The organism is Bacillus sp. CH_48 (assembly GCF_038008465.1).
Taxonomy (GTDB): domain Bacteria; phylum Bacillota; class Bacilli; order Bacillales; family Bacillaceae_G; genus Bacillus_A; species Bacillus_A thuringiensis_S.
Genome location: NZ_JBBOZF010000001.1, coordinates 2,171,574 through 2,197,508, shown reverse-complemented (window position 1 = coordinate 2,197,508; position 25,935 = coordinate 2,171,574). Strand labels below are relative to the sequence as shown.

Below are 25,935 nucleotides of genomic sequence, written 5' to 3'. Positions count from 1 at the left end.
TACGTTAAAGTCAATACTCCATTCACACAAAAAACTCCTGTTTTACAAATAAAAAAACTGCCCTTTAACAGGCAGTTTTTCTTTATCCAAACACTTTCTCAAGTTCATCTTTATCTTGGCTTAGCCAGAAGTTCATTAAGCGTTGTGCTCCTTCTAAGTCATGAAGCTTCGCTTGACCACATTGCGTTTCATTTGCAGCCGGAATTTCTGTAATTTGAACCGCATCTTTTAATGTTAGTTCTAATAAATCAATGATTTCTCGAACTGTCGGTGTTCCGCTCACTACAAGATAATATCCTGTTTGGCAGCCCATCGGTGAAATATCGATAATATCAAAATGCGGATAACGATCAATATATTTACGTAAATTAAATGCTAATAAATGCTCTAACGTATGAATAACATCTGGTTTCATTGCTTGTTTATTCGGTTGGCAGAAACGAATATCAAATTTATTTACAATACCGTCACTACCTACATTGTGAACTCCGCAATGTCTTACATAAGGTGCCTTTACAATCGTATGATCTAATTCAAAGCTTTCTACTGATGGCATACAACATCTCTCCCGCTTTTAATTTAATTCCGTTATATCCAATATGATATAACGGAAATGCACATTAGTAAAGTATTATGTACAGTCGTGCTATAATACTTTAAGAGTATGCTGAAAAGGAGACCATTATGAAACAGATTTTTATTGGGATTATACGCTTTTATCAAAAGTTCATTTCTCCGATGACACCACCAACATGCCGCTTTTATCCAACTTGTTCTCATTACGGATTAGAGGCGTTTCAAAAACATGGTGCACTCAAAGGTTTTTGGCTTACTTGTAAGCGTATATTAAAATGTCACCCTTTCCACCCGGGAGGATTTGATCCTGTCCCAGATAAAAAGGATGACAAAGTAAATTCTTAATTGTCGTAACCATTCACAACTAAATCTAATTTTCCTGTATCAGGATCTATAACAAGACCGTGAACAGGTACTTCTTCTGGAAGTAATGGATGGTTGCGAAGTATTGATACACTATGTTCTACACTTTCTTCTACACTAGAGAACCCTTGTAGGAATCTTTCTAAATCGATTCCAGAATAACGGAGTGTATCTAATTTCTCATTTGTTATACCGCGCTCTTTCATCTTCTCAATTGTACTGCTTGCCTGAATTTTTGCCATACCGCAATCGTGGTGACCAACTACACAAACTTCATCAGCACCAAGTTCATATACAGCAACTAAAATACTACGCATAATACTTCCGAATGGATGTGAGATAACAGCTCCTGCTACTTTAATAATTTTCACATCACCGTTACGCATATTCATTGCTTTTGGTAATAATTCAACAAGACGAGTATCCATACAAGAGATAATTACCATTTTTTTATTCGGGAATTTTCCCGTTTCATACTCTTCGTATCTTTTCTCTTCAACAAATTTTTCATTGTATTGTAAAATCTCTTCTAATGACTTCATAGTAAAAAACCCTCTTTTCTCTCATTTACATTACTTATATAGTGTACCAAAATATGAAAAACTCAAAAAGGATATCGCTTTATAGTAAAAATAGGATATTTTCAGATAATCGACATAATTCTTTCAAAATATACACACACCTTTGTAACAAGTCACCTCTATTTCAAACGTATTTTCACTATAAACTGATTGTAGATAATGTAAAAAAGGAGTGAATATTCATTATGTCCGACGTTCTGTTACTGAGTCGTTTTCAATTTGCAATTACTATTTTTTATCACTTTTTATTTGTACCTTTGACAATCGGACTTGTCATTTTAGTAGCATGTATGGAAACTCAATACGCCCGCACATTGAATCCAACATACCGTAAAATGGCAAATTTCTGGGGTAAATTATTTACAATTAACTTCGTAATGGGGATTATAACCGGGATTACGATGGAATTCCAATTTGGAACAAACTGGTCTGAGTACTCCAAATATATGGGAGATATTTTCGGATCACCTCTCGCAATTGAAGCACTTGTTGCCTTCTTCTTAGAATCTACTTTCATGGGAATATGGTTATTCGGTAAAGACAAAATTTCACCAAAGTTCCGTGCCTTCTGTATGTGGATGGTTGCACTTGGAACAAATATTTCCGCACTTTGGATTATTACAGCAAACGGCTTTATGCAAAACCCTGTTGGCTACGTAGTACGTAACGGCCGCGCTGAATTAAATGACTTCTGGGCACTCGTTACAAATCCATATGCTTGGAATATGTTCTTCCATACTGTCATTGGTTGTTATATCGTAGGTGCTTTCTTCGTTATGGCAATTAGTGCCTATCACTTATTACGTAAAAACGAAGTGGAATTCTTCAAAAAATCATTTAAGTTTGGTTTAATGCTAGGTTTATTCGCCGCAACAATTACACCGTTTATGGGACATCAATCTGGTGTATCAGCAGCTAAATATCAACCAGCAAAAGGAGCTGCGATGGAAGCAGTTTGGGAAACTGGAAAAGGACAAGGCTTCTCAATTGTTCAAATTCCTGATGTAAAAAATGAGAAGAACTTTGAATTCCTTACGATTCCAAAACTCGGAAGCTTCTTCTATACAAACTCATTTGATGGCGAAATTGTTGGTTTAAAAGATATTCCGAAAGATGAACGTCCAAATGTTAACCTCGTGTATTATAGCTTCCGCTTAATGGTTGCACTTGGTATGTTCTTTATGGCATTAACTTGGTACGGCTTCTATTTAAACCGAAAAGGAAAACTAGAAAACTCAAAACGTTATTTAAAAATTACAATATGGTCTGTCTTACTTCCTTATATCGCGATTAACGCAGGATGGATTGTCGCTGAAGTAGGTCGTCAACCATGGACAGTATATAAACTAATGCGTACAGCAGAATCTGTATCGCCTATATCAGTTCCACAAATTTGGTTCTCATTAATTAGTTTAATTTTGTTCTACACTTTACTTTTAATTGCAGACGTATACTTAATGCTGAAGTTCGCGAAAAAAGGACCTGCAGCATTAGAAGAACCTGCTACTGAGGGAGGTGTGGCTCATGTCTCATGATATGCTTGCAATCATCTGGTTTGGTTTATGGGGCGTGATTTGGACAGTTTACTTCATTCTTGATGGGTATGCACTTGGTAACGGAATGATTTTCCCTTTCGTTACGAAAGATCGACAAGAACGAAATCAATTACAAGAAGCAATTGGTCCATTCTGGGGCGGTAATGAAGTATGGTTAATTACAGCTGGTGGCGCAACATTTGCTGCCTTCCCAGTCACATATGCAAATATGTTTAGTTATCTCTATACACCGTTATTCTTAGTATTACTTGCACTATTTGCTCGTGCCGCTGGGCTGGAATTCATGCATAAAGATGATTCACCGATTTGGCAAAAAACTTGTAAATGGGCATTTGCAATTGGGAGTTTTTTAATTGCTTTCCTATTCGGTGTTACGTTCGCTAATCTTTATTACGGACTACAAATCGAAAAAAATGGTTATGAAGGAAATTTACTTAGCTTATTAAACCATTACGGTATTTTAGGAGGATTGTTCTTCACTGCTATATTTGTCGTATCCGGTGCCCTTTGGGTCATGATTAAAACGACTGGTGAAGTATCCGACCGTGCTTATAAAATCGCGAGACCGTTTTCAATGGCAGCAGCTATTATTTTAGCTATCTTCTATGTAGCAACTGCTAATCGGACAAACTTGTTCCAAAACTTTACGGAATATCCGGTACTATTCATTCTTCCAGTACTTGCAATGTTAATGAGTGTACTCGCACTTATTATGGTGTACAAACATAAAATTGGCCTTGCATTCACATTCGTTTGCCTAACAATCGCAATGTTTATGACAACTGGCTTTGCAGGTATGTTCCCAAGAATGTTACCATCTCGTATTAACGATGCATACAGTACAACGTTATACAACGCAGCTGGTAGTCAATTAAACTTAAAGATTATGTTCTTCGTTGCAATGGTCATGGTACCAATCGTTATTGGATATCAGCTTTGGAGCTACAGTATCTTTAAAAATAAAATTCATAAAGACTCTGCTAAAGGGTATCACTAAAATAAAAAAAGACACTTCGGTTGAAGTGTCTTTTTTATACGTATGATTTTTAATAAGATGTTATATTTCTAATTTAACAACTATAATACAGAAGAATCATTAACAGCTCACAGCTAGATTGTATCATAGGGCAACTTCATCATTTTATGCAATTTTACATATTGTGCTATAAAGTAAACTGTATCCCCTGATCATTCACATCATTATCCCATACATCAGCTGTACTAATTCCGCTAAACGTTTGTACTTTCATTCCTGTATTTGATGATCCCGATCCATTGTAAGCTTTCGTCTTTTCAATCGGCTGTACGTTATATTTATCACCTACATTAATTGTTCCATTGCAGTTTTCAATAATAACACCTTCCACAACTGCTGGCATTTTGTCACCCACTTTCATTTCTTTACTTTTATTTTATGAAAATCGCCTAGAAAAATAGCATGTTTTAATAAGAAAAAGCACTCAAATTGAGTGCTTTTTCCTTAAGCATAAAGACAAGTTTGGAGACAGTTGACTTCTTCAAAATTTTATTAGGGGTAATATTTTGAAAAAGAAAGCCTTTCATATGTAGGTTAACACCACTGGAATATATAGTAAATTGATAATATTTATACGGAAGATTGCTAATGTTTAGTATAGATAGTTTCCACTATGTTAACAGTGAAAACTATCTATACTAATAACAAAAAGGCGCCTTCAAAGAAGACACCTTTCAAAAACAGACACTATAAAACAGAATTCTTTATTGTTATACGATTGTTAGATACAAAAAGTCGAGGGAAATGTTTGTATTAAATTCTGCTTTATAAAGTCTGTCTACAACTTATATTGTAATCCTCTTCATTTGAAAAAAAATATAATATGCACAATTACATACAAAAAGAAAAAGCACTCTACTGAGTGCCTCTTCAACCATTTTACTTTTAATATATCGCTTTGAATATATTGTAACATATGTATCCATATATTTTATTGAGAAAATTCAAAATCCTTTTTCTTTCATTTTTACTTATATAATCATGTAATATAAAAGGTATGTCAAATTCTTATACAAGTTGAGGTGTACTATATTTATGCTGTATTTTGGAATTATTCCTCTTATATTGTTTATTATTTTTCTTATCTCGTATTTAAAAGATCCGCGGAAAATAATAAACGGCTTTTTATTTAATGCCTTTATCTGTTCATTTCTATTATTTTGCGCTATAGCCTCATTTGAGTCTGGTAATAACGATTTACATTTTATCGTTATCATCCCCATGTTAGCACTACTTGTAATGATTCCTTTTGCTATAGTCGCTTTAATGTTCGGACTCTTTCTTAATGCAAAAATTTTAATGCAACGTGAAGGAAGACGCTTCACAAACTCTTTAACTTTAATTGCTGCTTTAGGGATTTTATTCTTTATAATGCTCCCTATCATAAATCCAGCAAATTTATTCTCAGAGCATTTTCAATTTATCTTTGCTGCTATCTCTCTTATAACTATGTATTTCTTTGTGCATTTATCTAACTTCTTAAGCGCATATTTTTTATATCAATTCAACAGACCAAGACGTAATCAAGATTTCATCATCGTTCTCGGTAGCGGCTTAATTAATGATAAAGTACCACCTTTACTTGCAAGTCGTATTAATAAAGCTATCGACTTTTATTGGAAACAAGCAGCTGTGAATACACCACCAACAATTATTTTCTCTGGTGGTCAAGGTCCAGATGAAGGCCTTCCAGAAGCGGAAGCGATGCAAAATTATGCTGTTGAAAAAGGAATTCCTCTTGAACATACAGTGCAAGAAAATCGCTCTGTAAACACATATCAAAATATGTTGTTCTCTAAAGAAATTATGGATTCTTTAAAAACAGAAGGTAAGTATAGAAGTATTTTTACAACGAATAATTTCCATCTTTTCCGCGCTGGTATATATGCAAGACAAGCTGGCCTTAATAGCCAAGGAATCGGATCAAAAACTGCATTTTATTACTGGCCTAACGCAATGATTCGTGAATATGTCGCAATTGTTGTTATGGGACGTAAGCGCCATATGAAAATATGTGGAACTATTTTAGGCTTCGCTTTATTCCTAACAGTAATTAGTTTTATTGTTTCTTAATAGCTATCAAATAAAAATTCCTCTGAATGCTTTATGCACAGGGGACTTTTTTATACCTTTTTGTTCATCAAATTTAAATAAATAACGTAACAGCATACAACACATTAATTATTCCAGAAATCACTCCAACAATAGCAAATGTTTTACTCGTACCCGTCACTTTTTTGTTTAAACCCAATATAGAAAATACGATAGCTACACTACCAATAAGCCCCCATAAGTTTATAAACCAAGATATTAATCCAGTGATGAAACCGACTAAAGAAAAAATTTCTATACTACTATTAGAACTGCTATTCGGAAAACTTCCCCCTACCGTTTTATAGCTAAGACTCTCCCCGCACTGCCCGCAAAACTTGTTGCCCTCGTTCGTTTCATTTCCACATTTCGTACAGTATCCCACATAACCCCCTCCCTAAGGTTAGTGCCCCAAATGTATATATCCATACTATTCATTCTACTTTTTCATATTAAAATTATGACCACTCTCTAATCTTCTACAGTTGTATTTAAAATAATAATATGGTCATAATATTCCCTGCATACATCCATTAAAGGAGAATTTTTTCAAATTAAATGTTAAAATAAAATTTAGGTGTGAATTATGTAACAAACAAGAAACTAGTTTGAAACGAGGAAATTATATGGAGAAAATTATCAAAAACAAGCCCAATAAGCTAAAAATTGCTTCGAAAGCTTTGATGATTATTATTGGGGCATTTATCACAGCGTACGGATTAGAAGCAGTATTAATTCCAAATAACGTATCAGACGGTGGTGTGACTGGTTTAAGTATCGTTAGTTCAAGATTATTTGGATTGCCATTAGGAGCTCTAATCGCAGTTATTAACATTCCTTTCGTTTGGTTAGGATATAAGCAAATCGGTAAAAGCTTTGCAATTTATTCTATTATTGGAATCGCTTCATTAGCAATAGGTACCGTTGTCATGCACGGAATACCAGCTATTATCGAAGGCGATACATTATTAGTTACAGTTGTTGGTGGTATTATTATCGGTTTTGGTATGGGACTAGCATTACGTAACGGTGGGGCATTAGATGGAATCGATATGCTAGCTGTATTGCTTTCTCGTAAGTTACCATTTGGAACGAGTGACCTTATTTTATTCTTAAACATGTTCGTATTTATTTTCGTATCAACGGTATTCGGCCTTCAAGGAGCTATCCTTTCGGCAATTGCTTACTTTATCGCTTCGAAAGTGATTCATATCGTTGAAGTTGGTTTAAGTGGTTCAAAAGCATTTAAAATTATCACAAAAGAGCCTGAATTAATGGTAGAAACAATTCGCGATCGTTTAGGCCGAAGTGCAACATATAACGAAGTATACGGTGGTTATTCAAGAGAGAAATTCAAAGAAATTTCTTGTGTAATTAACCGTTTAGAAGAAAGTAAAATGAAAGAACTTATTAATGAAATCGATCCACACGCCTTTATTACAGTTTATGACGTAGCAGAAGTAAAAGGCGGTAATTTCAAGAAACGTGATATTCATTAATCATTATGAAAAAGAGGGTGGGCCAACAATTTGGCACACCCTCTTCTTATTATTAAATTGCTATAGTTGTCAGTTTTTTTCAGTACGTAGATATATTTTTACTCGCCCCACCGACTCCCACGTTTAATCCACGCTACATACTTTTGAAAAGCCGTCACTTCATGTTGAAAACGCAGCGGGATATACAAAAATAAAGTGCATGTACACAGTATCCATAGAATACCTACTACAAAATGAAATTTCATTGTCGTGCTAATAAACAAGCTGAGGAATAATACAAGGAACATAATTACACTAAATCTTTTATACGTAGTCATACTATCCCCTCCTTATACTTCAATTGTACCAGTTATAAGGAATTAATTCCCATAACAAAAAAAGACCAAAAAGTAATTTACACTTTTCGGTCTCTACACTATCTTCTCTTCGTAATCTTTCCTGAACCACCGACCCTCGTTTTCGGGGGAGATGTATTCCTTGGCGGAGTTTTAATAGATGATTTCGGCTTCACATCTGATCCGCTTGAACCGCCTGGTGTTTTTGTAATTTTACCCTTGCTTCCAGTAGAGGGTGGGGGCGTCGTATTACTTCCTTTTTCAGTAATACTTCCCTTATCACCTACTGATGGTTTCGAATCTACATTATCGCCTCGCTTAATAATAGACCCTTTCCCTTCCTTCGTAATTGGAGGTGGGGTTTTCTTTTCTTCTTTCGTAGGTGGTCTCTCTGGAATGACTGGTTTATGATTTTGTCTGTCGTTATATCCTCGATAATCACCGTATGATGATTTTCGTGAACCAAATATATCGTTTAATATGCTACCCATAATATATCCTTGCAAGAAGGACGGTTGATAATTTTGACGGACAAATTCTTTATTACTTATTTCAATTAACGTATCCGATGGTTTCTCTTTATCCTTTTGCAAGTTATAAATCTTGTCAGAATAAACGAGGAACATTTGATTTTCGTCTTCTTTAGATGCTTGCTTCGGTTCTCTTTCGTTAATGAGTTCCTTCGCTACTTCAGGAACTGACCGATTGGCGGCCCTATACACGTAAGATTCTTGTTTACCTTCCTTTGCGACAGACTCAAGTGGATAACGGTCTTGAATCGACTTTGTCTGCCCGCCTTGACAACCTGATAAGGCATAACCAGCAACAACAAGTAATATAACGATAGCAAGTATAGGGATCACAAACGATTTAATCATGGTAAACAATCGGTTTGACATGATTACGCCCCCTTACGTTGCTCTTATAATTTGTACATCAGCAGGAATGATTGCTTCTCCCTCATACATCATTGTGCGACCATTTTGCCATTCAATACGCAATAATTTTCGATTATCTGATTGGAATTCCCATACGTACTGTTCCTCTGAAGCTGAGAATGGTGTTTTCCCCATCACAACAACACGTCCGTTATATTGTTCTTCCATATGGTACTCAGTATCATCCATTTCAATTGTCGTCGGAATTTCATCAATTGAATCTAAGCGACCATCAATTGGAGTATATAATTTGTAATACATATTTTCACGATCTTCAATTTTTAAATAACGAATATCTTTTCCATCTTGCAGTGTTAAAACAATTTCTTTACGAGAATGCATACTCGTTTTCCCAGTCAATTCGTACATAACTAATGAAACTTCAATCATATCGCCAGGAGCTAACGTTAAAAGACTCTTTTCCGGCTTCGGTGGCTCTGGGCTTTTCATTATATTTTTAATTCGTTTAAATAAACTCATGATCTACCCCTCCTTTTCTCTTTATAAACAAGCACCTAAAATTAGTGCACCAACAATATGTAATGATCCAGCTAACATCGCATGTGCAACGCTACCTTCTTTCGTACCTTCTTCTAAATCTAAGCCAGACATTTTCTTTAACACAAATTCGATAAACATTTCTACAACTAATAAAATAACGAAAGAAACTGCTGAAGCAAGAAGCGCCTGCCATAAGTCATTTGCTTTCGTGATTGATTGAGATAAAATGTACCCTTGTGCAAATAATTTCATAATAAAACGAGTTGTTACAGCTGTATTTCCATTTTTGATTTCTTTTAAATCATTGTATTTTGTAAAAATTGAATCAACCCACATAATTGCAAATAAAAGTACTGCACTCGCTCCAGTCCATACAAGCATGGCAACTACATTAATCCATGTCATTGCAAAACCTCCTCTAAATATAAAGTGAAACTTTAATCAGTGGGGAGGTGTTCATTCCCCGCTGATTATTAGCCCCCACCAATCGGGCATTTACGGGCAGTAGCTCTCCCCCCACCTCCTTGCTTTCACAAAAAGTAGAGGTGGGAGTCTTACTGCCCGCAAATAGCGGGGTAATAGAAAACCGACATGAATTTGTTTAGACATGTCGGTTCATTTGTCTTTATTCTATATTATTTCTCATACTGCTTCATAATACGAGCCAATTCATCGTCAACAGCAGAATTTTTGTTTAAGCTTGCGAATTCATCATCTAATGACTTTTCTTTCTTATAAACTTCACCGCTTGCTTCCGCTTCAGCCTCTAATTGAAGAGCTTTCTCTTCCATACGGCTTAAACCAGCTTTTGCTGAATTTGAATCAAATCCAGACATTGCCTGATTAATATTTTTCTGTGCTTTCGCTGCATTTACACGTGCTACAAGTGTTTCACGTTTATTTTTCAGCTCTGTTAATTGCTTGCGCATTTCTTCTAGCTTAAGGCGCAGGTTATCAGCAGCAGCTTTATTTTGCTCGTAGCTTGCTTTATATTCATTCATTTTTTGCTCTGCATTTTGTTTTTCTTCTAATGCACGGCGCGCAAGATCTAAGTTATTAGCTTGAACAGCCATATGAGCTTGCTCTTCACGTTTTTTCACAAGTGCTTCTTGCTCTTCAAATAATATTTTGAATTTCTTCTCAAGTGCGATTTGAGCTGCTACACTTTTCTCAGCTTCTTGTACATCGGCTTGCATATCGCGTAAATATTGATCCGTCATCTTAACTGGATCTTCCGCTTTTTCAATTAATGAATACACATTTGACATTGTTAAATCTCTTAATCGTTTAAATACAGACATCTAAATTCCTCCTATGATAAACCTCATATTTCAAATTCACTACTTGGAAAACTGAAAAATCTCCCTTTACAGTAAAGAATATTCATTTTACAGCCTATTTGTTTATTATAACAAAACTAATATGTCCTTACATGTTATTTCCAAAATACATCCATTATAATATGACATTCTATATACAATATTGTATTTATAATATATTCTCATTATCCCTCTTTGAAATTAACTTACTTTTGTGCGATTTCACTAAATTACATAAGTGTAATGTTACTGTAAGCTAACTCGATAGTTGCATTCTGATATTTCTTATACACTAATACCAGAAGCAACAAACAAGCTTCTTCACATGTAAGCAATAATACAAAAATTGTATTTACTATAAAACATATAAAAGGAGAAATCATCATGAAAAAATTAGTAGGAATCGGATTAGCAGCAGCAATTTCATTTGGTGCATTATCAGGTTGTTCTTTATTAGGAGAGAAAGCGAACGGTTTTGTACTGTACGGCTCAGAAGAACAAGTTCAGCAAATTACAGATAAAAACAAAAAAGAAGTGAAAGAAAAAGACTTCTATAAAATGAAAATGACAACATTAGATGGTAAAAAAGTTCTTGTAATGGATAAGAAAACTGGTGAAGAACTAGTGAAAAAAGAGTTACTTAGCAAAGTTGATGAAAAAGACGACACGAAACCACTTGATAAATTACCAGCTGTAACAACAGAACAAGGTTTATTATTTGCAAAAGAAAAAGTAGAAAATGCTACACTTGATGGGGCAAAATTAAAATATGAAGGCAACACAATTATCGGAAGTGGCCGTGCATATACAGATATGTATGCGATTGTCGATGACGCAACTTACAACAGTGTAAAAGGTGATGAAAAATCTGTAGGTGTATTAAAATTTGATAAAGACCCAAGTAAAGAGTTCCCTGGTTACAAAGGCGTCGAAGCTTCTCAACTTGTAAAAATTAAAAAGTAAAACAAAAAAGCTTTGCAATTCGCAAAGCTTTTTTCTATTTATTATGAGCAATTTGTTCCATATCCGGATTACAAGTTTTCGACTGACATGACTTATTTAAAGAACATGCTGCGCATTTTCCTTTTTTACTTCTCTTTACAAAATTAACTAAAGTGTATGCTGCATAACCAAAAATGATAGCTCCAATTATAATATTGACCATCATTATACATCTCCTTTTAGAATCCTAGTAAAGATCCAACTTGGTATATAATAAGCGTTAATACATAAGCAACAACGAGTGGATAAACGACTGAGAAAATCGTCCATTTCGCTGATCCTGTTTCACGTTTAATAACAGCGACCGTCGCTAAACATGGAACATATAATAAAATAAAGAACATAAATGCATAAGCTGATAATGCTGTATAATGTGCTCCCATTACGTTTCCAAGCACATCTTCTTTAACTGCATAAATAATTGCCATTGTAGAAACGACAACTTCTTTTGCTAAAAATCCTGTTAAAAGGGATGCTGCAGCTTGCCACGTTCCGAAGCCGAGCGGTGCAAATAACGGTGCGATAAACCCACCAATCATCGCTAAGTAACTGTCTCCCATATCAACACCAAATCCTGATGGACCTGCATAGTTTAATAACCAAATGACAACAGAACCACCAAAGATGAATGTACCTGCTTTACGAACAAATCCTTTCCCTTTCTCCCACGTGCTTAGCCATAACGTTTTCGCTTGTGGCACGCGGTAAGGAGGTAGTTCAATTACGAAAATAGACTTTTCCGCTTTTAAAATTGTAAGAGACATAATTTTTGTAACTAGTAATGCAAGAACAATACCTGCAACATATAAAGAAAATACAACAGTTGCCTGACTATGAGGGAAGAATACGCCCGCAAATAATGCGTATACAGGCAAACGTGCCGAACAAGACATAAATGGTGTTACAAGAACTGTAAGTAAACGTTCTTTTTCTTGTTCAATCGTTCTCGCTGCCATAATACCTGGAACGTTACATCCAAAACCGATAATCATCGGAATAAACGCTTTTCCGTTTAAACCGAAGAACTCCATAATTCGATCCATAACAACTGCAATTCGCGCCATATATCCTGAGTCTTCTAATAATGAAATAAAAAAGAATAGTGCAAAGATTTGTGGTACGAATACTAATACAGCACCAACACCGGCAATAATACCTTCTGTAACGAGCGCTTGAATAAAATGAGAAGCTCCAATACTTGTAAGTCCAACCGTCACCCAATCCGTAAGCTGGCCACCAAAAAACTCATCTAACATATCCGATAAAGGTGTCCCAATCCACGTAAACGTAACCTGAAAAATAAAAAACATAACTGCTAAAAAGATTGGAAGTCCTAAAATTTTATGCGTAATTAGTCTATCAATTTTTTCCGAAAAAGGAATTTTCCCTTCTTTCTCATGCTTCATAACATTTGTTTTTAACTTTTCAATATACGCTTCACGAGTTTTGTAAATGTGCTCTTCCAACGTACAATCAAGTTTTCCCTCTAGGCGAGATCGAATGGCTACAAGTTCCTTATAAATTGGTAATGCTTTTATTTCTTTTTCTACTACTTCGTTATTGCTTAAAAATTGAAGTGCTAACCATCTCGGATGCTCGTAATTCGCTTTCTCTAAAAGAGAAATTACCTCTTCAATTCCTTCATCCATTTGTACACCATATGAAATAATGAATGGTTTTTTCTCGTTTTTGTCATTTTCTTTAAGGGTCGCAAGTAGTTCTTCACAACCTTTTCCACTTCTTGCAACGACAGCAACGACTGTTACGCCTAATAATTCGGATAAACGTTTTACATCGATCACAATTCCTCTTTGCTTCGCCACATCAACCATATTTAGACCAATTGAAACTGGCTTGCCAAATTCGAGCAACTGCAACGTTAAATGCATATTTCGTTCAAACTGCGAAGAATCCACAATATTTAACATATGCTGAAATTCTTCTGTTAATAGAAAGTTTGTTACAACACCTTCATCACGTGAAACTGGATTTAAATCATAAACACCTGGTAAATCAATTAATGTTCCTTGTCTATCTTTTAATTTACCAACCTTTTTTTCTACTGTTACACCGCTCCAGTTTCCTACGTATTCATAAGAACCAGTAAGTGCATTAAATAATGATGTCTTTCCTGTATTTGGATTCCCTAGCAAAGCAACCTTATTCACGCTAATTCCACCTTTATCATTTTCGCGTCACAATGACGAATACTAATTAACTGTCCACGACACTCCAATGTACAAGGACCTTTGAACATCGCCTTTTGCTTCATACGAAGTTCGCTTCCTTCAGAAAGACCGAAAGCAGCCAATCTTCTCTTTAGTAAATAATCTAAAGACTGAACACTTTTCACTAGCACTTTCTCACCGATTTTAATATCTACTAAGCTCATAACCTTCCCCCTCCGAAGAGAATGATAATTATTTTCAGAAGAATTATAGCACACTCTATTTCTCTTGTACTATACCCTTTTGCTTCATATTTATTAACATTTCGCTACAATTCTATTTCAATAATTGTCATAACAGATTCGTTTGCCATTCTCATCCATTTCGCTTACAATAAACAATAACAAATAAAGAATCTCGTTATCACTGGGGGAGCCATGCCGCTGAGAGGGAACACTTCGTTCCGACCCTTCGAACCTGTTAGTTAATGCTAACGCAGGGATTGTGCAAACGTCCGAAATACATACCTCTTTTCATTTACGTATTTCGTATCCTCCTATGATATCTATTCTTTTTTGTACAACTTGGATTTAGGGGGAGACAACATGCGTAACACCAATTTACAAGCGATGATTGAATCTGCTATTCTTGCAGCCTTCGCCATGGTCATCGACATTTTACCACTTTCAATAAAAATATCAGCTACAGGCGGTTCTATATCTTTTGCAATGATTCCTATTTTTATTATCGCTTATCGCTGGGGTTTCAAAATGGCTTTCTTAGGAGGCTTAATTTGGGGATTATTACAAATTGTCGTAGGCGATGCCATTATCGTAACACCAATTCAAGTATTAATTGAATACTTCATTGCTTTCGCATTCATTGGGTTTGCTGGTTTATTCTATCGTCCAATTCAAAAGGCGCTTTTAACATCCAATGAAAATAACGAAGAACAATCAAACTTAGGTAGCCGTAAAGACAAACCTTCATCAAAACCAAACCAAGGGAAGAAAGTAATTGGATATATTATCGTCGCTACTTTTATCGGTAGTCTAGCTCGTTACTTCTGTCACTTTATCGCTGGTATCATTTTCTGGGGACAATATGCACCAAAAGGACAATCAGCAGTTCTATATTCTTTAATATTTAACGGTAGTACAATGATTGGTTCCTATATTCTATGTACCGTTTTACTTATATTTTTATTTATCACTTCACCACGTTTATTCAAAAGCATCAGTGCTTATCAAATGAATACACAAAAAAAGGGCGCTTAATGAGCGCTCTTTTTTCATATCGTAATATCAATTAAAAATACAATAAATGCACAAAAGAAAATAAATACCATTATACTTAGCCAATTGCTATGCACGGTTCATCGACTCCTTACATAACCTCGTTTTCTAACCAGATTATATCGTTTAAAAATAAAGATTAGGTAAAGATAGTATGAAAATAAATTAAAAAAAGCGTAGCATGCATTATCTACGCTTTTTTCGGTAAGTAAAAGTAAAATAATACACCGTCTCCTGTATTCTTTACTCCATATTCAGCATCGTGTAATTCTAAAATATTTTTAGAAATAGCAAGCCCAAGTCCCGTCCCACCTTGTGAACGCTGCCGAGCTGCATCCACGCGATAAAAGCGATCCCAAATTTTATCTAATTGTTCTTCTTCAATGTGAGTACCTTTATTTTCAATGCACACTTTTATACGATCTTTATCATCTATTGTCGAAATAATAATATCCTCTTTATTTGGTGTATAACGTATTGCATTCGTAATGAAGTTCACAATGACTTGTTCAATTCGGCCTTGATTTGCAATCACTTCAAATGAACGTATATTTTTATGAACATGAAGTTCTTTTTTCTCTATTTCCACAGATAGATGTTCACATATATCTTCAATTACTGTATCAATATAAAACGAAGACTTTTTCATTTTATATGTACCAGATTCAAATTTAGCTAACTCAAGCATATCCAAAATTAAAGTATCCATTTTGTCTACTTCTCTCTCCATCGCCTGAAAATAATACTCTTTTTTATGCTCAGCTACCCCGTCTTTTAAAATGGAAATACAACTTTTCATAATACTCAGCGGTGTTTTCAATTCATGCGAAACACCAGAAATGAATTCTTTCCGTGTATTTTCTAACTTTCTTTCCTTTTCAATATCTTGTTCAAGCTGTCCGATATGAGAATTTAATTTGTTAGAAAGTATATTAATATTTTTCGATAAATCACCAATTTCATCTTTTGAAGTAATCGGTATTTTTTCTGTAAAATCTAAATGCGCTATTTTCTTCGTCGTATCATTTATTTTTAATAACGGTTTGGCAATTTGCTTTGAATAATAAAACGAAGCTAAAAAAATAAGAACGACTACAAATGCAATGATGTATATGTAATAATCTTGCACCATTTGTACAGCTTCATCTACAGGCTGTAAAGAAGCCATTGCATATATATATGCTACTGATCCGTCTTTTTCTTTTATTGGCTTAATTAATAATTTATATTTTATATCATTCTTTTCATAATCTATTGTTTGTGTTGTATATCGTATTTTATTGCTTTCTTTTAATAATAAATCGGTTTGAAAACCCTTAATATTATCTAAAAATATGCTATTTTTATAAATTGGATTCACAGGACCGTTTACATCTGGTAACTGTACTTTTGTAACACGTCCTCCTATGTAAACGCCTAATTCCTGAGCAGCTTCTTCCTGTACGGCTGGTTTCTTTTCCTTAGCAAGTTGCTCCCCAGCCGCTCTCTTTTTCTCCTCATCTAATTTTATTTTCTCCTGAAATGCTTTTTCTAACGGTTTATTAGATCCACTTAAATTCTGCTTAGATAAAGAAAAAGAGAATGGAATAAAACTATCTTCTTTTCTCACTCCAGAAAAATAAATCTCTTGTCCTAAAAACTGCTCTAATGATTTATTATCAATCTCCTCTATATTGACGAGATTGTATAAGGGTATCTTGAATAGTTGTTGTCCAAAGCTCTTTTGTTGCCTACGATCTATCGTTACCTCAAAATAAAAATCATCCACATGTTTTAAATTCCCATTCTGATCTAGTGTCGTAATCCACGTATTATTTTCCCTAAAAAAGTCTTGCTCAAGTTTCTGAATTCCTTCTGCATTTCCTGTGTAGTTTAGATAATTCTTCTCAAAGGAATTTAAATTCACTTTAATATCTTCCACTTTTCGATTCGCATAATATTGTTTAAAAAATATCGTTTGTCCAATAAATATCGTCGCTAAAATCAACATACATAATGCTGTTGTAAGAGTAAATAATTTTAGTACAATTCCTTTCTTCATACATTTCCCTCAAATTTATAACCTGTTCGTACTACAGTTGTAATGTACTTTGCCTTCTCTCCTAATTTATTTCTTAAATTACGAATATGACTATTAACCGTTCGATCATCACCAGCAAATTCATATCCCCAAATTCTTGAAATTAATTGTTCCCTTGTTAGTACAATTCCTTGGTTTTTCATGAAATACACTAATATTTCAAACTCCGTATGCGTTAAACTAACATCTGCCTCATCAACAGTAACAGTACGTGACGGAAAATGAACTTGGATGCCATGAATCGATAACGTATCATCTTCATTCTCTAAAGGTTTCTTCGATGCCTTTCTACTTTCTAATAATCGTTTCGCTCTTGCTAATAGAATGGGTGGACTATACGGCTTCGTCACATAGTCATCTGCCCCAAGTTCAAAACCAAGTAACGTATCATCTTCATCTACGCGCGCCGTCAGCATAATAATAGGCACCTCGGACGTCTTCCTAATTCTTCGGCAAACAGACCATCCATCGAGTTCTGGCAACATAATATCTAAAATAACTAAATCAACTTCTTCTTCTTCAAATACAACTAAAGCCTCTTTCCCGTCCCTCGCTTCAAACACTACATATTGTTCACTTAAAAAATAATCTTTTAATATTTCACGTAATATATCTTCATCTTCAACAATTAAAATGTTTTTTGACATAACTTATATATCCCCCTCCTGCTTTCAGAAACTATAATTTCATTTTGAATAACTGCCAGTTAACTTCGCCTCGATAATATATCTATCTGGTGCATCCCCTATATAATCAAATGGATAACAAGTTGTCAGTGTTAATATCGGTTCTTCTTTTTTTATAATAACAGTACGATCATCCGCATGAGTAATCCATGTCTTTTGAATTTCATATGTGTACGTTTTATTATCATACTCTAAAACAAGGGTATCCTTTTCTTTCAACTCTCCTAAATCTGTAAATACAGTATCTCGATGTCCACTCAGTACAGTATGTCCCCCTCCAGATGGAGTTGTCGTTAAATCACTAACAAACATACCAACTCCTTTTTTCAGAGTCGTATCATCCGCTCCCCAATATATAGAAAACTTCTTCTTTATTTTCGGTATGTTTAACATCGCTACCTTTTCTCCTTCTTTATGTTCTGTTTGAGAAGAAGGCACTTGAGTGGTTACAGGTGTTTCATGAGAAAGTTGAGTATCTTGTATATTTTTAAGGCTCTTTATTTCTTCTGCTGTTAATTGCCCGGCAGAGCTCTTTCCTTTATACCATTCCACAGCGTAATAGGATCCCATGAATAGCCCTATAGCCATCAATATGATACCGATATAATTGAGTAACTTCATGTTTCATCCCTCCATGCCAAAAATGGTAGGAGTAACCTACCATTTTTAATATATGAAATTATCCCATTCTTTATAGGACAATATTTTATTTACGCTTTAAACTTACTGCGACGATTCAAACCAAATAATGTACCTAGTGCTACAAGGGCTGCACTTAATCCCATCATTACCACGTTATTCGATGCCGTGTTTGGCAATTTTTCACCTTGTACAACTGGCTTGGCTACTTCTTTTTTAGCTACTTCATTCTTTTGCCCAGCTTCTATAGCTGCTTCTTTTTTGGCCATATCGTTTTTTAACTTTTCTTGCGCTATTCTCTTTTTCTCTTCTTCACTTTTTTTCTCAGCTTTTATTGCTTCCTCTTCTTTAGCCATATCATTTTTTTCTTGTACTTGTGCCGCTTCCTTTTTCTCTATTTCACTTTTTTGCTGTTCCTTAATTGCTTCTTCTTTTTTAGCTTTATCTTGCTGCATTTGCGCTGCTTCTTCCTTTGTCAATGTTCCTGTTGAAGCACTCGCTACTGAAGAATATCCTACTGTTAAAAGTGCCATTGCACAAATTGGTAATAGTCTCTTTTTCATCTTCATTCTCTCCTTATATTTTATTCACATCAACTCGCATCGGATGTATTACTAGAATAAGCAAGAGATATAAATATAAGATGCAGATGAAATATAATTCATTTAAAGATTTCATTGTAGAAAAAGAAAAAAACATCGCAATATATACGATGTTTTTTTCGGGTGTGTGTCTCAATATTTACATGTTACTTTCGCGCGATTTGGAAGTAGAACGGGCCGGAGCGATAACTAATTGTCTCGGCTCAGTTTTCTTGAAGTGATTTTTGACGTTACACTTACGACGTTGAACAACCCACGCTTTAATAGGGTTTGTCAAAATAATCTTTTGCTCTTCGTTAGGGGCCTCTTCTTCAAACCTACAACTTTCGCTCCATTTATTCCATTTCATTGTAAATTTAGAAGAAGAATGATCATCTTCACGATCAAACAAGTGCAAAAAATCCATTTTTCCATCTAGCATTACGGTATTACTAGTCGCTAAAAAAGAAAAGGTCGTCCAACGTTTCTCCATGCCCTCCTACTCCTTTTTCACATATAGAGTGCCTAAAACTTAATTTACCTAAAATATGCTTGCCTTTTACCTTACACCCATAGTTTATCCAAAATGCTATTATGCAACTATCGATTTGCCTTACAACTACCTTACATTTTTGTAAGAAACAAAAAACCTTCACTCTATATAATGAAGGTTTCTTACTTTTTATCTATATGATTTCTCATATCATCAAGTCCAGCTTCTTTTAGCTGCGACATCATACCGTGCGAAATTGCTCCTAACACTAAAGTCATTCCAATTAATGAAATACGAATCGCAGGTACATCAATTACGTAAGCCAACAGGCCAAGAACAATTGTTAAAAGTAATGCTTTTATAAATGTTACACTTGTGTACTGTTTCTTCTTCATCATATTCACCCTTTTTGGAAGCGTTTTCTTAATGTACTTAGTATATCATATCATCAGATGATTTTGTCTTTATCTTTGTAAAAAATTACTATCTCCTTTGACTTTTTCTATTCTATCCTTTACAGTCGAAATGTTCGCAAGTTTTACACTGTAGGAGGATTACAATGAATATTGAAATAAAAGACACTTTAATTTCTGAAGAACAATTACAAGCAAAAGTGAAAGAATTAGCACTTCAAATCGAACGTGACTTTGAAGGAGAAGAAGTCGTAGTTATCGCAGTATTAAAAGGTTCATTCGTATTTGCTGCTGATTTAATTCGTCACATCAAAAATGATGTAACAATTGACTTTATTTCTGCATCTAGCTACGGAAATCAAACAGAAACAACAGGAAAAGTGAAACTACTAAAAGATATTGACGTAAACATTACTGGAAAAAACGTAATTGTTGTAGAAGATATTATCGATTCTGGTTTAACACTTCATTTCCTAAAAGACCACTTCTTTATGCATAAACCAAAGGCACTCAAGTTCTGTACATTACTTGATAAGCCAGAACGCCGTAAAGTAGACTTAACAGCTGAATATGTTGGCTTCCAAATTCCAGACGAATTCATCGTTGGATACGGTATCGACTGTGCGGAAAAATATCGTAACTTACCATTTATTGCTTCAGTTGTAACGGAATAATATAATAGGATAAAGTGAAACTTTAATCAGTGCGGGTTTTGTTCATCCCCCACTGATTATTAGTTGAATCAATCGGGCTTTTACGGGCAGTTGATCCCACCTAACTTCTTTGCTTCCGCTGAATTTTGAGGTGGGGGGGCTTAATGCCCGTTAATGCGGGATAAACTTCCATCAGTTACTGATGGAAGTTTATTTTCTATCACGATTCGTAAAAGACAAAGGGAGAGAATAAAAATGACAAAGACAAAATTTGAAAAAGTACTCCTCATCGTAAATCCGAAAGCTGGTCAAGGTGACTTACATACAAATTTAACAAAAATCGTACCACCTCTTGCCGCAGCTTTTCCTGATCTACATATCCTTCATACGAAAAAACAAGGTGATGCAACAAAATATTGCCAAGAGTTTGCTAGTAAAGTAGATTTAATTATCGTCTTTGGTGGTGATGGAACAGTATTTGAATGCACAAATGGCTTAGCACCTCTCGAAACTAGACCTACACTTGCAATTATTCCAGGTGGAACTTGCAATGACTTCTCTCGCACACTTGGTGTTCCGCAAAACATTGCAGAAGCGGCAAAACTTATTACAAAAGAACATATAAAACCAGTTGACGTTGCAAAAGCAAATGGACAACATTTCTTAAACTTCTGGGGGATTGGTCTCGTATCTGAAGTATCAAACAATATCGATGCAGAAGAAAAAGCAAAGCTTGGTAAAATCGGTTACTATTTAAGTACAATTCGAACTGTAAAAAATGCTGAAACATTCCCGGTAAAAATTACTTATGACGGACAAGTATATGAAGACGAAGCTGTCCTTGTCATGGTTGGAAATGGTGAATATCTTGGTGGTATTCCATCCTTTATTCCGAACGTAAAATGTGATGACGGAACACTTGATATTTTCGTAGTCAAATCAACAGGGATTCAAGCATTTAAAGATTACATCGGAAAGAAATTATTTGAAGACTCAAATGAAAATGACATCTTCCACGTAAAAGCGAAATCCATTCATATCGAAACAGAGGAAGAAAAAGAAGTAGATACAGATGGAGAAAGTTCGCTTCATACACCTTGTCACATTGAATTATTACCAGGACACTTTACGATGATTTATAATCCTGCGGTTGTGTAAAGAAAAAAACGAGTGCTAGCACTCGTTTTTTCTCTTCTAATCTAGTTATGTCGTTGAATAATTTCCTCTATTTCTTTAACTCTGTCTAAAGTAATTCCATTTCTTTGTTCGATCGCTAAAGGATGGTCGGTTGGCTCTAATTCAACATACGGTGCCATTCCAACTTCTCTTATATGTACATTTGTTTTTAAATTTAATGTTTCTGGATAAACTGGTATTTCTACAGATAACCACCCAAAATAAGGATCACTATTTTCTCGGCCTCTCTCATCCCACTTTTCTAATACTTCATCATAACTTTCTTTACTAAGCGATACCCACACAGTCCATATGAAATTTTCGTGGTAATCAATGATAGGAATCTCTAAACAACCTCTAATAAAGTAATGTTCATCGTCCATTACGCAAAGTTCTGATGTTAAATGGAAGCGTCCCTCTCTTTCATGGGGCGCTACCTCGTAATAATAATATGGTGCTTCACTTCCGTAGCATAAAGGAAGTGTAAAATGACTCATTTGTACTTTTTCTCCAGATTTTCTTCTTCTTTTCATTTATTATTCTTTCTCCTATCTTTTTCAGTCACAACCAAACTCCACCCAATTTTCCCAGTTCGTATTAGCATCCTTATTTACAATTTCACTAGAGTATACCATAAACATACTTACCTTTCATTTTCTAATAATATTACTAAAAAATAGTAGAATGACTAGTTTGCATACTCTAGTTCTTTTTATGTACAATGAAGGAAAGAAGCACCTTCATATAAGGGAGAGGACAAACTTTGTTCAACCAACAGTTAGTTAATTTACGCATTGATTTTGCATTTAAACAATTGTTTGGTACGAATGGTAGTGAAGATATTCTAATTGCATTTTTAAACGCTATGTTACAAGATTCTTTAGAGTCGCCCATTGCTTCTCTACAACTAGAAGATCCACATTTACACAGGGAATATGAAGAGGATAAGTTATCTATTTTAGACATTTCAGCGACATTAAACACAGGAACAAAAGTCAATGTAGAAATACAACTCAATAATAATCACGATATGGTTAAACGCAGTTTATATTATTGGGGAAGACTATACACATCTCAACTACAAAAAGGGATGCCCTACAGTGCACTTCACAAAACCATCACCATAAACTTACTAAACTTCGTAATGTTTTCGGAACACCCAGCCTTCCATACAACGAGCATATTATGGAATACACAACAAAAAAACTCCTAAGTGACGACATAGAAATCCACACTATAGAAATTCCAAAGTTAACTGAACAATGGTATGAAGAAAAAGTAAATCCGTGGAAAGATCCATTTGTTCGTTGGCTTTTATTGCTTTCAGCAAATGAGGATGAGCACTTAACTAAACTATTGGAGGATATTGCTATGAACCAAGACCCTATTTTACAAAAAGCGATAAATAAATGGGAACGTATGAGTCAAGATTCTTCTTTCCGACAAGCCTATGACGCAAGGGAGAAAGTTTTAATGGATGAAGCAGCAAAATTCGCCCACGCAGAGACAGAAGGAATAAAAAGAGGGATGGAACAAGGGATAAAAAAAGGGCTTGAAAAAGGCATTGAAAAAGGCATTGAAAAAGGCATTCAACAGGGCATTGAAAAAGGTCGAAAAGAAGGAGTCCAACAGGGAAAAATTCAAATGATTAAAAATATGTATGATCTTGGTATACCACTTGAAACGATTGCTAAGGCAAGTAAATTAAGTTTGCATGAGATTGAGCATATTTTAGGACATAAATAGTCATAAAAAAGAGCTTGAATAGTTTCAAGCTCTTTTTTTATCAACTCTCCTCAATACCATCCAATTGAGTCTTATAACATTCATCACACTCTGGCCTCGTAGGAAGAATCCCTCTTTCATCAGGTAATAAAACCCTCAAAACTTCTCGATCCATCTCTACGAAATACTTCATAATAATGGGATATCCTTCAATAATATTCATATACTCAATCCCTTGTTCAAACTTTTTTCCGCTCTTTATTTCTTCTATTTTCAGCATAAAAAATCCGAAACCATACAAAATGATTTCGGATTTCCTATAGTTAAAATATTAAATTACATTTCGAACAAAAAGGAGCAGAATTTCCTCTTCAAATTTTCGCATTACGTTTTGGACAATATACATCTCTCTCTTCTATCTTTTCTCGTTCTATCATATGTAAGGATACTATTCTCATACTGCACATAACCCCAATTAATATAAGGCTAACAACGAGTAGCATATCTCTCACTCCCTTTCTATATTTTACCATAAAATAACAAAACCGATTCCCACATTGAGAATCGGTTTTATCTTTATAATCCTAACTTCGCCTTCGCACCATCAGGAATTTTATCTACTTCTATTTCTACTTTATCATGTAAAAACTTCCCTCTTGTAATGACATGCCAGTACGAGCCTTTTTGTAATTTATCTACGCCATCAATTGTTACTTCTTTCTCTTCTCCCTTCTCATCATAAGCTTTAACTGTATATTCAAAACCTTTATTTCCACCTAACTTCTTCGCTCCAACCAAATTTTGAGCTGGGATCCCTACTACCCGTTTATGCTGGATAAATTTATTAAACTTCATAGTGTTTTCAAAACAAAAAGTCTTCCATACAACGAGCATATTCTGGAAGACACAACAGCAGCGACGCCTAATTGATGATATAGAAATTCCAAAGTCAACAAAACAATAGCATGAAGAAGAGCTAGAAAAATATCGAGAAGGTTGACGGGGCATACACCGTGTCAAATTGAATTATTATCAAAGCTTTCAACAGTGATTTATAATCCTTATTTTGCTATACTTTAACAATTACTAAACTTCGCATTTTTTCAAAAAATAAAGTATAATAAACTAATATAAAAAGGTTGTTAACAAAATCGTTAACAACCTTTTTTGTTTTTTCCGAAAAACTTTTCAATTTAAGGGAGCGATCACATGTATTGGAGAAAAAATGATAAACCTGTAGAAGAACCAGAAGCAATTGCTGTATGGGAATGCCAAGAAGAAAACTGCCGTGGGTGGATGCGTAAAAACTTTTCGTTAGAAGAAGAGCCGCAATGTCCTTTATGTAAAGGAGATATGGAAAGCAGCGAACGCTTATTACAAAAGTTATAATAAATTTTCCTCTTCACCTTTTATAAACTCAAACATAGAGGATCCTCTTTCTCCTTATTTGCAATGTGAATCGAAAGAAAATAAACTATACAAAAAGCTTTGCGTATCCTCGCAAAGCTTTTTCAATATCTCAAACTCATTCCAACCATAGTTCCTATCCAAATGATTACTGTTCACCTATATGCTCAATAACCAAATTAATATAAAAGGAAATCCAATAAAATTTACAAGTTTCACTTTTAATTCATCCATTTTTTATAGGCTAATACAAATTTTATACTTTAATCTTACGACGAATAAATCCAAATACAGATCCTAATGCCACAAAACATGCACTTGGTATCATCATTGTTTCGCTACTTCTTTTTTCTCTATATCATTCTTTTGTTGTGATTGAATCGTTGCTTTCTTTTTCCCTAATACTTCTTTTTGTTGATCCTGAATCACGGCTTCTGCTCGTTCTAATGATTTTTTTTGCTCCTGCATTGCTGCTTTCTTCTTCTCTAACGCCTCTTTTTGCCAAGCATGAAATTCTGCTTCCTTTTTTTCTAATGCTTGTGCTGATACCTCTCCCTTTGACGTTGTTCCAGTAGATGCGCTAGCTAACGATGAATATCCTATTGATAAAAGTGCCATCGCACAAATTGGTAAAATTTTTTTCTCATTTCATTTTCTCCCTGTATACTTTTTTAAATACCAGCTTGGGGGTATTTATAGACTAAACAAGCTATATAAATATAAGATGCAGATACGATATATTTCACTTAAAAATTCAATTAGTGTAATTAATTACACTAATCTCTATGTATAGATGTATTTCCTTAAAAATAGTAGAGGGAT

Annotated in this window: 30 protein-coding genes, 3 pseudogenes and 1 riboswitch; of the genes and pseudogenes, 11 read left to right on the top strand and 22 right to left on the bottom strand. The window is 34.6% G+C overall.

Annotated elements, in window-relative coordinates; all coding sequences use genetic code 11:
- Positions 1-82: 82 nt before the first annotated feature.
- Complete coding sequence (gene luxS, locus N2V92_RS10935) at positions 83-556, bottom strand: S-ribosylhomocysteine lyase LuxS (protein ID WP_001141371.1); 474 nt, start codon at positions 554-556, stop codon at positions 83-85.
- Between the two features lie 128 nt (positions 557-684).
- Between luxS and yidD the strand changes: the two genes are divergently transcribed.
- Positions 685-921, top strand: coding sequence for a membrane protein insertion efficiency factor YidD (gene yidD / locus N2V92_RS10930; protein WP_000809334.1), 237 nt, complete (start codon positions 685-687; stop codon positions 919-921).
- On the opposite strand, the gene N2V92_RS10925 is transcribed toward yidD, so the two are convergent.
- A complete protein-coding gene (locus N2V92_RS10925; RefSeq protein WP_000838173.1) occupies positions 918-1,481 on the bottom strand; it encodes a beta-class carbonic anhydrase in 564 nt (187 codons plus the stop codon). The two genes, yidD and N2V92_RS10925, sit on opposite strands and share 4 nt — an antisense overlap.
- Before the next feature lie 224 nt (positions 1,482-1,705).
- Between N2V92_RS10925 and cydA the strand changes: the two genes are divergently transcribed.
- Both cydA and cydB read left to right on the top strand, forming a co-directional pair.
- Entirely contained in the window at positions 1,706-3,055 is a 1,350-nt protein-coding gene (gene cydA, locus N2V92_RS10920; RefSeq protein WP_001286166.1) for a cytochrome ubiquinol oxidase subunit I, read from the top strand.
- Positions 3,045-4,073 (top strand): cytochrome d ubiquinol oxidase subunit II, encoded by a 1,029-nt coding sequence (gene cydB, locus N2V92_RS10915; protein ID WP_021728756.1) that lies wholly within the window; start codon positions 3,045-3,047, stop codon positions 4,071-4,073. The genes cydA and cydB overlap by 11 nt, the downstream gene beginning before the upstream one ends.
- A gap of 166 nt (positions 4,074-4,239) precedes the next feature.
- On the opposite strand, the gene N2V92_RS10910 is transcribed toward cydB, so the two are convergent.
- A complete protein-coding gene (locus N2V92_RS10910; protein ID WP_002005871.1) occupies positions 4,240-4,473 on the bottom strand; it encodes a spore germination protein in 234 nt (77 codons plus the stop codon).
- Between the two features lie 677 nt (positions 4,474-5,150).
- Here N2V92_RS10910 and N2V92_RS10905 point away from each other — a divergent pair.
- On the top strand, positions 5,151-6,185 hold the full coding sequence (locus tag N2V92_RS10905; protein ID WP_057187512.1) for a YdcF family protein: 1,035 nt from the start codon (positions 5,151-5,153) through the stop codon (positions 6,183-6,185).
- A 73-nt stretch (positions 6,186-6,258) separates the two neighbouring features.
- Here N2V92_RS10905 and N2V92_RS10900 read toward each other — a convergent pair whose 3' ends face one another.
- Positions 6,259-6,588 (bottom strand): zinc ribbon domain-containing protein, encoded by a 330-nt coding sequence (locus tag N2V92_RS10900; protein ID WP_000540175.1) that lies wholly within the window; start codon positions 6,586-6,588, stop codon positions 6,259-6,261.
- A 241-nt stretch (positions 6,589-6,829) separates the two neighbouring features.
- Here N2V92_RS10900 and N2V92_RS10895 point away from each other — a divergent pair, with 241 nt between their 5' ends.
- On the top strand, positions 6,830-7,702 hold the full coding sequence (locus N2V92_RS10895) for a YitT family protein (RefSeq protein WP_000411240.1): 873 nt from the start codon (positions 6,830-6,832) through the stop codon (positions 7,700-7,702).
- 98 nt (positions 7,703-7,800) lie between these two features.
- On the opposite strand, the gene N2V92_RS10890 is transcribed toward N2V92_RS10895, so the two are convergent.
- The 5 genes from N2V92_RS10890 to N2V92_RS10870 all read right to left on the bottom strand — a co-directional run bounded on the left by N2V92_RS10890 (position 7,801) and on the right by N2V92_RS10870 (position 10,777).
- Positions 7,801-8,019: a hypothetical protein gene (locus N2V92_RS10890; RefSeq protein WP_000214757.1), complete on the bottom strand. Its 219-nt coding sequence runs from the start codon at positions 8,017-8,019 to the stop codon at positions 7,801-7,803.
- Positions 8,020-8,117: 98 nt separating this feature from the next.
- Positions 8,118-8,936, bottom strand: coding sequence for a DUF4247 domain-containing protein (locus N2V92_RS10885; protein ID WP_000071190.1), 819 nt, complete (start codon positions 8,934-8,936; stop codon positions 8,118-8,120).
- A 12-nt stretch (positions 8,937-8,948) separates the two neighbouring features.
- The gene (locus N2V92_RS10880) at positions 8,949-9,455 is read right to left on the bottom strand and encodes a DUF4178 domain-containing protein (RefSeq protein ID WP_000051747.1); all 507 of its coding nucleotides are present in this window, start codon (positions 9,453-9,455) and stop codon (positions 8,949-8,951) included.
- Positions 9,456-9,476: 21 nt separating this feature from the next.
- On the bottom strand, positions 9,477-9,881 hold the full coding sequence (locus N2V92_RS10875) for a DUF350 domain-containing protein (RefSeq protein ID WP_042595985.1): 405 nt from the start codon (positions 9,879-9,881) through the stop codon (positions 9,477-9,479).
- Between the two features lie 230 nt (positions 9,882-10,111).
- Positions 10,112-10,777 carry a PspA/IM30 family protein gene (locus tag N2V92_RS10870; RefSeq protein ID WP_000110281.1) on the bottom strand — a complete coding sequence of 222 codons (666 nt, stop codon included), beginning with the start codon at positions 10,775-10,777 and terminating at the stop codon, positions 10,112-10,114.
- Positions 10,778-11,179: 402 nt separating this feature from the next.
- Between N2V92_RS10870 and N2V92_RS10865 the strand changes: the two genes are divergently transcribed.
- Positions 11,180-11,758, top strand: coding sequence for a lipoprotein BA_5634 family protein (locus N2V92_RS10865; protein WP_042595987.1), 579 nt, complete (start codon positions 11,180-11,182; stop codon positions 11,756-11,758).
- Between the two features lie 34 nt (positions 11,759-11,792).
- Here N2V92_RS10865 and N2V92_RS10860 read toward each other — a convergent pair whose 3' ends face one another.
- From N2V92_RS10860 to N2V92_RS10850, 3 genes are read right to left on the bottom strand one after another with little or no spacing between them, the layout of a single operon-like run.
- Positions 11,793-11,963 (bottom strand): FeoB-associated Cys-rich membrane protein, encoded by a 171-nt coding sequence (locus tag N2V92_RS10860; RefSeq protein ID WP_000989591.1) that lies wholly within the window; start codon positions 11,961-11,963, stop codon positions 11,793-11,795.
- Between the two features lie 13 nt (positions 11,964-11,976).
- A complete protein-coding gene (feoB, locus tag N2V92_RS10855) occupies positions 11,977-13,965 on the bottom strand; it encodes a ferrous iron transport protein B (RefSeq protein ID WP_016077176.1) in 1,989 nt (662 codons plus the stop codon).
- The gene (locus N2V92_RS10850; RefSeq protein WP_000060521.1) at positions 13,962-14,189 is read right to left on the bottom strand and encodes a FeoA family protein; all 228 of its coding nucleotides are present in this window, start codon (positions 14,187-14,189) and stop codon (positions 13,962-13,964) included. Before N2V92_RS10850 ends, feoB begins: the two co-directional genes overlap by 4 nt.
- A 194-nt stretch (positions 14,190-14,383) precedes the next feature.
- Positions 14,384-14,485: riboswitch (TPP riboswitch) on the top strand.
- 85 nt (positions 14,486-14,570) lie between these two features.
- Between N2V92_RS10850 and thiT the strand changes: the two genes are divergently transcribed.
- Positions 14,571-15,242, top strand: coding sequence for an energy-coupled thiamine transporter ThiT (thiT, locus tag N2V92_RS10845; RefSeq protein WP_001246589.1), 672 nt, complete (start codon positions 14,571-14,573; stop codon positions 15,240-15,242).
- Positions 15,243-15,450: 208 nt separating this feature from the next.
- Here thiT and N2V92_RS10840 read toward each other — a convergent pair whose 3' ends face one another.
- The 6 genes from N2V92_RS10840 to N2V92_RS10815 form a co-directional block, all read right to left on the bottom strand.
- Positions 15,451-17,301: a sensor histidine kinase gene (locus N2V92_RS10840; RefSeq protein WP_000715418.1), complete on the bottom strand. Its 1,851-nt coding sequence runs from the start codon at positions 17,299-17,301 to the stop codon at positions 15,451-15,453.
- Entirely contained in the window at positions 17,298-17,987 is a 690-nt protein-coding gene (locus N2V92_RS10835; RefSeq protein ID WP_000041850.1) for a response regulator transcription factor, read from the bottom strand. The genes N2V92_RS10840 and N2V92_RS10835 overlap by 4 nt, the downstream gene beginning before the upstream one ends.
- A 39-nt stretch (positions 17,988-18,026) precedes the next feature.
- Entirely contained in the window at positions 18,027-18,647 is a 621-nt protein-coding gene (locus N2V92_RS10830; protein ID WP_000771574.1) for a class D sortase, read from the bottom strand.
- Between the two features lie 89 nt (positions 18,648-18,736).
- Complete coding sequence (locus tag N2V92_RS10825) at positions 18,737-19,228, bottom strand: LPXTG cell wall anchor domain-containing protein (protein WP_016077175.1); 492 nt, start codon at positions 19,226-19,228, stop codon at positions 18,737-18,739.
- Positions 19,229-19,406: 178 nt separating this feature from the next.
- Positions 19,407-19,739: a hypothetical protein gene (locus tag N2V92_RS10820; protein WP_000415613.1), complete on the bottom strand. Its 333-nt coding sequence runs from the start codon at positions 19,737-19,739 to the stop codon at positions 19,407-19,409.
- Between the two features lie 182 nt (positions 19,740-19,921).
- The gene (locus tag N2V92_RS10815) at positions 19,922-20,137 is read right to left on the bottom strand and encodes a hypothetical protein (protein WP_002081963.1); all 216 of its coding nucleotides are present in this window, start codon (positions 20,135-20,137) and stop codon (positions 19,922-19,924) included.
- Between the two features lie 161 nt (positions 20,138-20,298).
- Between N2V92_RS10815 and hpt the strand changes: the two genes are divergently transcribed.
- Together hpt and N2V92_RS10805 are read left to right on the top strand one after the other, a co-directional pair.
- Positions 20,299-20,826 carry a hypoxanthine phosphoribosyltransferase gene (hpt, locus tag N2V92_RS10810; protein ID WP_042595990.1) on the top strand — a complete coding sequence of 176 codons (528 nt, stop codon included), beginning with the start codon at positions 20,299-20,301 and terminating at the stop codon, positions 20,824-20,826.
- A gap of 234 nt (positions 20,827-21,060) precedes the next feature.
- The gene (locus N2V92_RS10805; RefSeq protein WP_000167900.1) at positions 21,061-21,963 is read left to right on the top strand and encodes a diacylglycerol/lipid kinase family protein; all 903 of its coding nucleotides are present in this window, start codon (positions 21,061-21,063) and stop codon (positions 21,961-21,963) included.
- 41 nt (positions 21,964-22,004) lie between these two features.
- Here the strand turns inward: N2V92_RS10805 and N2V92_RS10800 are convergent, their stop codons facing one another.
- Complete coding sequence (locus tag N2V92_RS10800) at positions 22,005-22,514, bottom strand: DUF2199 domain-containing protein (protein ID WP_000830226.1); 510 nt, start codon at positions 22,512-22,514, stop codon at positions 22,005-22,007.
- Between the two features lie 230 nt (positions 22,515-22,744).
- On the opposite strand from N2V92_RS10800, the pseudogene N2V92_RS10795 reads away from it, so the two are divergent.
- Positions 22,745-23,727: pseudogene (locus tag N2V92_RS10795) on the top strand (Rpn family recombination-promoting nuclease/putative transposase).
- A gap of 40 nt (positions 23,728-23,767) precedes the next feature.
- On the opposite strand, the gene N2V92_RS10790 reads toward N2V92_RS10795, so the two are convergent.
- Both N2V92_RS10790 and N2V92_RS10785 read right to left on the bottom strand, forming a co-directional pair.
- On the bottom strand, positions 23,768-23,986 hold the full coding sequence (locus tag N2V92_RS10790; RefSeq protein ID WP_002081958.1) for a hypothetical protein: 219 nt from the start codon (positions 23,984-23,986) through the stop codon (positions 23,768-23,770).
- 296 nt (positions 23,987-24,282) lie between these two features.
- Positions 24,283-24,492: pseudogene (locus N2V92_RS10785) on the bottom strand (DUF1093 domain-containing protein); the annotation flags it as partial.
- Positions 24,493-24,915: 423 nt separating this feature from the next.
- Between N2V92_RS10785 and N2V92_RS10775 the strand changes: the two are divergent.
- Complete coding sequence (locus N2V92_RS10775; protein WP_000289928.1) at positions 24,916-25,095, top strand: cold-inducible protein YdjO-related protein; 180 nt, start codon at positions 24,916-24,918, stop codon at positions 25,093-25,095.
- A 274-nt stretch (positions 25,096-25,369) separates the two neighbouring features.
- Here the strand turns inward: N2V92_RS10775 and N2V92_RS10770 are convergent.
- Positions 25,370-25,731 (bottom strand): annotated as a pseudogene (locus N2V92_RS10770) (cell surface protein).
- Positions 25,732-25,935 lie beyond the last annotated feature (204 nt).